Source organism: Oceanobacter antarcticus, assembly GCF_044962685.1.
Taxonomy (GTDB): Bacteria; Pseudomonadota; Gammaproteobacteria; order Pseudomonadales; family Oceanobacteraceae; genus Oceanobacter; species Oceanobacter antarcticus.
The window spans coordinates 1-243 of the sequence record NZ_JBBKTX010000132.1; the positions used below are offsets into that span (position 1 = coordinate 1).

Annotated in this window: 1 pseudogene; it reads right to left on the reverse strand. The window is 60.9% G+C overall.

The features are described 5' to 3' along the window. Nucleotides 1-243, reverse strand: a pseudogene (locus tag WG929_RS21230) (4-hydroxy-2-oxovalerate aldolase); the annotation flags it as partial.

Here is a 243-nt window from a genome sequence, read left to right on the forward strand (position 1 = left end):
AGCCGACGGTGTCCATGTCCATTTCACGGGCGATGGTGATGTGTTGCTGGGAGACGTCGGCTTCGGTGCAGTGGGTCGCCACCCGAATGGTGGAGACGCCCAGTTCTCGGGCCATTTTGAGATGGTCAACGGTGCCGATGCCGGGCAGCAGCAGGGCGGAGATTTTCGCCTGTTTCATTTTCGGGATCACGGCACCGAGGTATTCTTCGTCGCTGTGGGCCGGGAAGCCGTAGTTCACCGAGG